Raw genomic sequence first — 8,048 nt, 5'->3', positions numbered from 1 at the left:
GTGGCGGATTGATTTGCAGTTTTCCGGGCACACTCACGGCGGTCAAATTGTGATTCCCGGTATCGGGCCTTTGTATGCTTGGGTGAGAAAAATTGGCTATTTAATTCCTCAACCAATCCGAAAGTGGATTCCTCTTCTGTCGGCTTGCGATAGAGTAGTTAGTCACTGGGAATGGGCTAGCGGTTTGCATCGGGTTGGGAGTAATTTGCTGTACGTGAATCGCGGTTTGGGAACTTATGCGCCAGGGAGGCTATTTTGTCGGCCGGAGGTGTCAGTAATTACTTTGATTTGTCAAGAACAGGGGGCGGTTGAAACGGCTTCTACGCGAGACTTGCACCCGACGGGAACGGGTTGAAGACTGACGGTTAAATTTAGGTTGTTTTCTTGTGTCTGCGGAGGCGGAGGATAGTTTGATTCTTGCGGAGTTTCAACCGCCGCCTGCATCTACGAGATTTTTTGGGCAATTATTATTAACTGCCTTCTCCAAAGCGATAGCCTCTACCGTAGACTGTGTTAATTAGGGTGGATTCGCCTGGGGCTTCTATTTTACGGCGCAGCAGGCGAATTTGAGCTGCTAATACGTTGCTGCTGGGTTTTTCTGTTTCACTCCACAAATATTGGTGGATTTGTTCGTGTGTTAGCAGTTGACCGGGATGGCGCATTAAGTATTCTAATAACTGGCATTCTTTTTCTGATAGGTCAATTGTCCGATCGCCCCGATAGGCTATTTGATTGTCGTAGTCTAGCTGTAAGTCTGCAACTTGCAGCCGCCCGACAGCCACTTCGGAGTCAAAAGTGGGAGGCCGCCGCAGCAAGGCGCGGACTCTGGCTAGCAGTTCCCGCAGTTCAAAAGGCTTGACTAGATAGTCGTCTGCGCCTGCGTCGAGTCCTTGTACGCGATCGTCTAGGGTATCTTTGGCGGTGAGAAAGAGCACTGGTGTATTCCGTCCTTGCGATCGCAATTCTTGACAAATTGCCAGTCCGGTTTGTTTGGGCAGCATCCAATCTAAAATTAGCAAATCGTAACTTCTCTGGATTGCTAAATTGCTGCCTGTTGCTCCGTCAAATGCCACATCAACTGTATAACCTTCGCGGGTTAAAACTCGACTCAAAGGGTCAGTCAACTCAACTTCATCATCAACTAAAAGAATTCGCATCCTGATTTAAAATTTGAGATTTTAGCTTAAGTAAACTGATTTTTGCTACATTTTAATGTGTGGAATACTTTCCGTTTCGCTGTAAGCTGCCGCCAACCATTCCTGGATTGCAGGAATTGCTAAAATCGCATCAGCATAAGCTTTTGTTTCTGTATTTAATTTGACTTCGTAGGTAACAAAACGCATGACTACGGGGGCAAACATCGCGTCAACAACTGTGAATTTTCCGAACAGCATATCGCCGCCTGTTCCGAATTTTTGGCGGCATTGGCGCCAAATGGCAAAGATGCGATCGATCTCTGCTTTGACACCGGCAGTCATTCCTTCTCCCGGATAGCGGTTGCGGCAGTCCATCGGCATATTTTCGCGCAAATTTTGGAACCCCGCGTGCATTTCGGCGCAGATGGAACGGGCGATCGCGCGATCGGCCACATCTGCAGGCCACAAATCACGGGCGTAGCGATCGGCAACGTACTCGCAAATTGCTAAAGATTCCCACACTTTCAAGTCGCCGTCGATTAAAACAGGCACTTTTCCCGAGGGAGAATAGCGCCGAATTTCCGCGTGGGTTGTCGGCCCGTCTAGGGGGATTCTCGCTTCGGCAAATTCCAGTCCAGCTTGTTTCATCACCAGCCAAGCGCGCAGCGACCAAGAGGAATAATTTTTGTTGCCAATAACAAGTGTTAATTCAGTCATAGTTTAGCTGTGAGTTATTTGCGATCGCCCGTTCAATTTTAAGTTTTAGAGTTTAATACATAAATGCGCGACACACAATGGCCTCTGCAAGCATCTTGCATTAACAACCTCCCAGCGTTCCGCGTTTTTCGGCAAACTTCGCTCGCGTGGTGTCATCGAACACGCTTAATTTCAACGGAGATGAGAAACCTCTGATCCTGGGGATTCTGGGGTGGTTAGCGGTAGGTACGGCTACTGTATAATCCATTTCCTCGGCCTCTAGACCGCCGCCTGAGAGAATTTCATCTACTGTAACTTTCAGGGAATCCGGGTCTACACTGTGAAATTCTCCGTCAAATTCTTGACTGTCTAACTCTTGATTGTTTTCCATACTGACCGCCCTTTAAAAATGTGACTCTATAAAAACTTACTAAATATAATATATACCCAAACAAAGGATCGAGCAATACCCAAAATTTATTTTTCGCTAGGAACTCTATGTGTTATTCTGAGTTTGGTAAAAGCTGTTTCTGCTTGTACCGCGATCGCCCCTTCCCAAATTGAGCAATTTACACTTTAAAAATTGACATGATTACTGTTGCACTTCCCAAAGGCGGATTGTTAGGAGATAGCATTCGGCTGTTTAAATCGGTTGGATTAGACTTCAGCGCTTTTCTAGATTCCTCTAACCGACAACTTCAAATTTATGACCCCACCGGAACAGCAAAAGCTTTGCTAGTCAGGACGCACGACGTGCCGGTTTATGTGGAATACGGTCAAGCTGATTTGGGGATTGCCGGTTATGATGTTTTGCGGGAAAAAAAACCGAAAGTTGCCAATTTAATTGATTTACAATTTGGCAAGTGCCGGCTGTCGGTGGCGGTGAAGGAATCTAGTTCCTATCGGCGAAGTGTGGATTTGCCACCTCACGGTAGAGTTGCTTCTAAGTTCGTCAACTGTGCGAGGGAATATTTTCACAATTTGAACTTGCCCGTGGAAATTGTGCCGCTTTACGGTTCTGTGGAGTTGGGGCCGATTACGGGTATGTCGGAGGCTATTGTGGATTTGGTTTCGACTGGCAAAACTTTGCGGGAAAATGGTTTGGTGGAGATTGATGTTTTGTTTGAAAGTTCGGCTTATTTGATCGGTCATCCTTTGAGTTACCGTTTGAATTCTGGGGGAGTGAATGAGTTGATTGGGAATTTGAGGAAGCAAGTTTTGACGGCGGTTTGATGGTTTAAAATTATTAGAAAAACGGCATTGCAGTTTCCGAATCGGCGCACCGTGTCGTTTCCTTACAGGTTTTTATTTGCGTTTTTAAAAGAGGACTGAAGTCCTCCCTACGTAGGGCTGTTTCATTCTCTTGTAGGGGCGGTGCCAAGAGTGCCCACCCCAATCTCTGAAACAAGTGCAAAATCCTGGATGGGGAGGGTAGGCACGGGGGCACTACCCCTACAAAACGATTATTTGTCTGAGAATGAAACAGGACTGAATTCCTCACTGCGAACGGTTTTATTTAGCTGATTTCTGAGATGCTATTTGCAGGTATAAGACCTAATTTTTCCCGGCATCTCTCTATATATAAACTGACTACTGTATCGGCAGGATTTTGTTCGATTAGTTGCTGAAAGTATCCCAGGGCGGCGACAAGTTTTTTGGCTTGCCATCCTTGAATTCCTTTGTCAAATAAAGCCTGGGTAAGCTGCTTTGCCTGGGAGTCGGGACTGGATGCGGGCCAGATTTCGTAGATTTCAATAGCTTGCTGCTTGCCGCGCGGGGTTACTCTATCGATCCAGCGATAGTAATAATTGTTGCTGGCTGAATGGCTGTCGGCTGCTGTCGCGTGAGAATTTGAAATCATACTCTTCCCTGTTTTTGCTTCCAAGTCGCACTTTAATAATAGACTTTCTTTTAAGTTTGAGTTGGGACTTATGTTATTTAGAAATTCTCTGGCGTGAACGATCGCATTTTCGCTAACAATAATTTGGCAGCCGTATATTTTAGTTAAATTTTCTAAGCGAGAAGCTGTATTTACCACATCGCCGATGACTGTAGAGTCCATCCGGCGATCGGAGCCCAAGGTGCCGATCATGCCGATACCGGTGTTAATTCCTGTACCGATGTTGACGGGATATTCTAAATTGTATTTGTGCCGGCTGGTATTAAATTCCTGCAAACTTTCTTGCATGGCTACTGCTGCTTCGATCGCATCCATAGCGTGAGAATTCGGCTTGTCAAATACTGCCATGATGGCATCGCCTAGGTATTTGTCAATAAACCCGCCGTGGGAGGTGATGCAATCGTTCATTTTAGTAAAAAAAGCGTTCAACCATTCAAAGGTTTCGCGTGCTGCTTGAGATTCTGCGATCGCCGTAAACCCGCGAATGTCGCAAAATAGAATAGTCAGTTCTTCTTCTGTGACATTTCCCAACTGAATCGATTCTATTCCCTTCGGCGCAATTCGTCCGAGAAGCTGTTCCGGCACAAAAAGCTGAAATTTTTCGGAAATATATTCGTTAGCCTCCCAAGCCGCCGCGATTTGTCGTTTGCTTTGCTCTTTTACCCTCTGGTTGAATTGGGAAGATACAGCTTGCGATCGCAGTTGGCTCAACTGCAAAACATTTTCAACTTTTGCCAGCAGCAAGCGACTGTTAAAAGGCTTGGTTAAATAATCATCTGCCATCATTTCTAAGCCTCTGAGGCGAGAGGTGTCGTCATCGAGGGCAGTCAAAAAAATCACCGGTACAGTTTGCAATGCCGTATCCTTCCGCAAAATCTCGCACACATCAAAACCGTCCATTTCCGGCATCATAATATCCAGTAAAATTAAATCAGGTATATGTGCGCGGGCGATAGAAAGCGCTTCTGAGCCAGATAGCGCTGATACTGTGACGTATCCTTGGGGTTGCAATAAGTCTTGGAGTAAAATCAGATTATCTGGCTCGTCATCAACCAACATGATGCAGGGCGACTTGTTTGACATGGAATATGATAGGTAAAGTTTGTCACCGACCGGTAAGGACGAAAAATTGAGGTATTTAGCGAGGATTGACGGAGGAGCGCCTAGAAATCGGATTTTTTGGGAAAATACTGCATCCAGATTTTTAATCGGGTAAAAAACCCGGTTTCTTTAGTTTAATAGCGTCCAGAACAGATTGTGCTGTATTCTTTAGTCTTTCCCCTAGTTTCTGAAAAGAGATGTCCCCGATCTTATAAATAGTTGAGTTCGGTTAAGATAAATTGATTTTACATTCAATCTAAAATTTCTATACTATTGAGTTTAGCGTTTTGCACGATAAAATGTAATAAATTACACCTTAGTGGCAGTGAACCCAGCATTAGTGGCAGTTAGAAAAGTAGGAGGCCCAGCAGTGGCAAATACAATAGTGCGATCGAAGACAGTCTCACGTAGGGCTGTTTTCTTTTTCCCTAATAGTCCTGGACGCACGGGTGACCAGAAACCGGGTTTTTTTACGCAAATCCTCTGCTGTAGTCCGCAGATTAGGTGAAAAACCCGGTTTTTTTGTCGGCCCTGGCGTAAGTTCTGCCTAAAAAACCGATTTCTACGATCCGTTATCAGTCCCGATGTGTCAAATCAGTGCGATCGGGCAAAGCAAACACAACTTTCAATCGGATATCGAGGACTCGCTGGCGACACAACGGAAGATGTCCGTCAGCGTCCGATCGATTGCGGTATCGCCCGACAATCGCCCATTGCAAATTGGGAAGCAAACGCGCAACCGCCCAAGGCTTGAGGCACTCTTTGTAAGTCATAATGGGTTTTGTCTCCTTTGCATAAGGGAGCCAGAGCCAGCGCGGACACTTGGTAGGTAGAGGCGCTGGCTGTTGACTGTTTTGTTTCAGAAAAAGTTGTGGCTTTTTGCTGAACAAATTAATCGTATTTAACTCTACAAATATCTGTCAAGATCGTTAGGGATATAGCGCTAGCGCATAAACATCAAGGCTTAATTGCCAGGATTATAGCCTTAATATAGAAAGGCTAATAAACTGATGAATATGTACAGAGTGAAATAGATTTTTTATACGATAATCTTGCGAAAAATCAAAATCTCCATTTCCCTTGCCCAGTGCCAGTAGCTTTAGATATGACCCTCTTGAAAGTTCGACTTTTTCTATACATGAGGGAAAACTGCCATGTTGAGTAACTTTAAAATTGAGAGAATCAGGAATACAGTTCCATTCCAACCAGTCTAGATTTGCCATATTCTCCTGCGGATTAAACGATCTATTATAATTTTTGTTTTCCACACTCGCCAAATCAATCTTGGATGCGATCGCCCTCCGGGGAATTACAGAGTGCGATCGCTTAATTGAACAGAAACAACCCCGGATCGACGTGAAAAAACCTCCCCAAAGCCTCAGCTTGTTTCTTGCTGATTTCTAGCCGATCGTTAATTACCTCAACTACCGCCTCACTCGAACCCATAATTTCTACTAAATCCTCTGCTTCTAGACTCCGAGCATCCATCAAATGCAGCAACCTTGACTTAGGCGTTGATGTATTAAGTTGATAGTGCCGATCTTCAAAATCCTCAATCAGTTTTACCATCAATTCTAATAGCGCATCTTCTTCGGGAGTCAGATTTGGACGTGAGAGTAATTCTTCAACAATTTCCAAAAATATCTCGTTTTCCTCTTCAGTTTTGATAATTCGAGGCTGATATTGAGAGAGCAAGCTGCTGTAAATATTTAGATCGAAACTCACCATACAATCATCAAACTAATCTACTTGGGAGCGATCGCAATCCGATACCCCAGTGCATCCAGCAACTCAACCAAAGCATAAATTTCAGCACCCTTAGTTTCTGAAAGCATTCGATCTAGTTTTTCGTAGCGCGACTTTACTTCTTCCAAAACAGGATTTATTTGCGCGTGCGCCTCAATTACATCTTTCAACACAGATGATAAATATTCTGGTTCGTCACCTTCTTCTAATTCCAAAAAAGTTTCAATGTAGCCAGCAGCTCTTTCGGGTTCTTTTAGAGATGACATCAGATATTCTCGGTAACTGCTACTCCTCGGTGCTTTGACTTCCATAATCTCTCCAATATTCTTTAGCTTTTTCAATGTCTTGTTCTTGGGTACTTTTATCTCCACCACAGAGAAGGAGAACTATTGTTGACCCGATTTGTCCAAAATAAACGCGATATCCTGGCCCATAGTTAATTCTCAGCTCGCAGACTCCTTCTCCAACAAAGCGAGAGTCGCCCAAATTGCCTGACTCGACGCGCCTCAGCCTCTTTTCAATTTTATCTATAGCTCGCCGATCTCGCAAAGCATCTAGCCATTCTGCAAAAGGGATTCTTCCGTCTACTGTTAGATAGTTCTGAATTTGTCTTGGTTGAACTTCCACTACTCGATTATAAACGCATCCTGGCTTAGTTTACTTGAAAACGATCGCCCCCACCCGACCCTCGCCAAACTAATCTGATGACAATTTGCGGTATGGATTAAATCATTTTGTTTGGTAAATGCTGTTTAAGAGAGAAAAGAACGGATAGTGGCGATCGCCAAATTAAGATCCAGCGGCTTGCTCAAATAACCAGAAGCGCCAGCTTCAAAACATCGATCGCGATCGCCAGCCATCGCCATCGCCGTCACCGCAATCATCGGTACCGAGTCCCATACAGGATCTGCCTTAACTCGCCGCATCAACTCAAAGCCGTCAACATCCGGCAATTGAATGTCCATCAAAATCAAATCCGGCAGCAACTCCGGCGCAGCAGAAGCGGCCAAAATTCGATCGGCCATCGCCTTCCCATCCGCGACAATCTCTACCCCGTAGCCCTCCAATTCCATCACCTCAGAAATTAACATTTGGTTAAAAGGCTGGTCTTCGACAACCAAAATCCGCTTGCTGCCAATTGGCAAAGCGATCGCAGAAGCAGCTACCAACTTGGCATCCAAAGCACAATTGGCAAAACTTACCAACTCTTGACGCATCTCAGTCAAAGGCAACCAAACGCGGAACAGACTGCCGACATCGCAAACTGATTGAAAAGAAACAGTTCCCCCGTGCAATTCCGCCAAACGCTTAGTCAAAGCCAAACCCAAACCGGTGCCTTCGTGCCGCCTAGTCAGGGAAGAATCCACCTGTTGAAAAGGTCGAAATAGCAAGTTCCAGCGGTCTTGAGGAATGCCGATACCCGAGTCTTTCACTTCAAAACAAAAATAAGGAGTGCTGGCATTTACAGG

10 protein-coding genes and 1 pseudogene are annotated in these 8,048 nt (G+C 45.1%); 2 read left to right on the top strand and 9 right to left on the bottom strand.

Annotated features, from left to right (window positions below; translation table 11 throughout):
* A pseudogene (locus WBA89_RS23265) lies at positions 1–355 on the top strand (hypothetical protein); the annotation flags it as partial.
* A gap of 115 nt (positions 356–470) precedes the next feature.
* On the opposite strand, the gene rppA reads toward WBA89_RS23265, so the two are convergent.
* The 3 genes from rppA to WBA89_RS23250 all read right to left on the bottom strand — a co-directional run bounded on the left by rppA (position 471) and on the right by WBA89_RS23250 (position 2,223).
* The gene (rppA, locus tag WBA89_RS23260; protein WP_424409790.1) at positions 471–1,157 is read right to left on the bottom strand and encodes a two-component system response regulator RppA; all 687 of its coding nucleotides are present in this window, start codon (positions 1,155–1,157) and stop codon (positions 471–473) included.
* 45 nt (positions 1,158–1,202) lie between these two features.
* Complete coding sequence (locus WBA89_RS23255; protein WP_424409789.1) at positions 1,203–1,853, bottom strand: glutathione S-transferase family protein; 651 nt, start codon at positions 1,851–1,853, stop codon at positions 1,203–1,205.
* Positions 1,854–1,953: 100 nt separating this feature from the next.
* Positions 1,954–2,223, bottom strand: a complete 270-nt coding sequence (locus WBA89_RS23250) for a hypothetical protein (RefSeq protein ID WP_424409788.1) — start codon at positions 2,221–2,223, stop codon at positions 1,954–1,956.
* Positions 2,224–2,420: 197 nt separating this feature from the next.
* On the opposite strand from WBA89_RS23250, the gene hisG reads away from it, so the two are divergent.
* Positions 2,421–3,065: an ATP phosphoribosyltransferase gene (hisG, locus tag WBA89_RS23245; RefSeq protein WP_424409787.1), complete on the top strand. Its 645-nt coding sequence runs from the start codon at positions 2,421–2,423 to the stop codon at positions 3,063–3,065.
* A 283-nt stretch (positions 3,066–3,348) separates the two neighbouring features.
* On the opposite strand, the gene WBA89_RS23240 is transcribed toward hisG, so the two are convergent.
* The 6 genes from WBA89_RS23240 to WBA89_RS23215 all read right to left on the bottom strand — a co-directional run.
* On the bottom strand, positions 3,349–4,815 hold the full coding sequence (locus tag WBA89_RS23240; protein WP_424409786.1) for an adenylate/guanylate cyclase domain-containing protein: 1,467 nt from the start codon (positions 4,813–4,815) through the stop codon (positions 3,349–3,351).
* A 593-nt stretch (positions 4,816–5,408) separates the two neighbouring features.
* Positions 5,409–5,606 carry a hypothetical protein gene (locus WBA89_RS23235; protein WP_424409785.1) on the bottom strand — a complete coding sequence of 66 codons (198 nt, stop codon included), beginning with the start codon at positions 5,604–5,606 and terminating at the stop codon, positions 5,409–5,411.
* Between the two features lie 553 nt (positions 5,607–6,159).
* Positions 6,160–6,561, bottom strand: coding sequence for a helix-turn-helix domain-containing protein (locus WBA89_RS23230; RefSeq protein ID WP_424409783.1), 402 nt, complete (start codon positions 6,559–6,561; stop codon positions 6,160–6,162).
* A 17-nt stretch (positions 6,562–6,578) separates the two neighbouring features.
* Positions 6,579–6,845, bottom strand: coding sequence for a transcriptional regulator (locus WBA89_RS23225; protein ID WP_332972245.1), 267 nt, complete (start codon positions 6,843–6,845; stop codon positions 6,579–6,581).
* A gap of 19 nt (positions 6,846–6,864) precedes the next feature.
* Positions 6,865–7,206 carry a type II toxin-antitoxin system RelE/ParE family toxin gene (locus tag WBA89_RS23220; protein WP_424409781.1) on the bottom strand — a complete coding sequence of 114 codons (342 nt, stop codon included), beginning with the start codon at positions 7,204–7,206 and terminating at the stop codon, positions 6,865–6,867.
* A gap of 125 nt (positions 7,207–7,331) precedes the next feature.
* Positions 7,332–8,048 (bottom strand): response regulator (locus WBA89_RS23215; RefSeq protein ID WP_424409780.1); only part of this gene is annotated, 717 nt, incomplete at its 5' end.

This window comes from Microcoleus sp. (assembly GCF_049646505.1).
Lineage (GTDB): Bacteria > Cyanobacteriota > Cyanobacteriia > Cyanobacteriales > Microcoleaceae > Microcoleus.
This window is presented reverse-complemented; position numbering and strand designations above follow the sequence as displayed.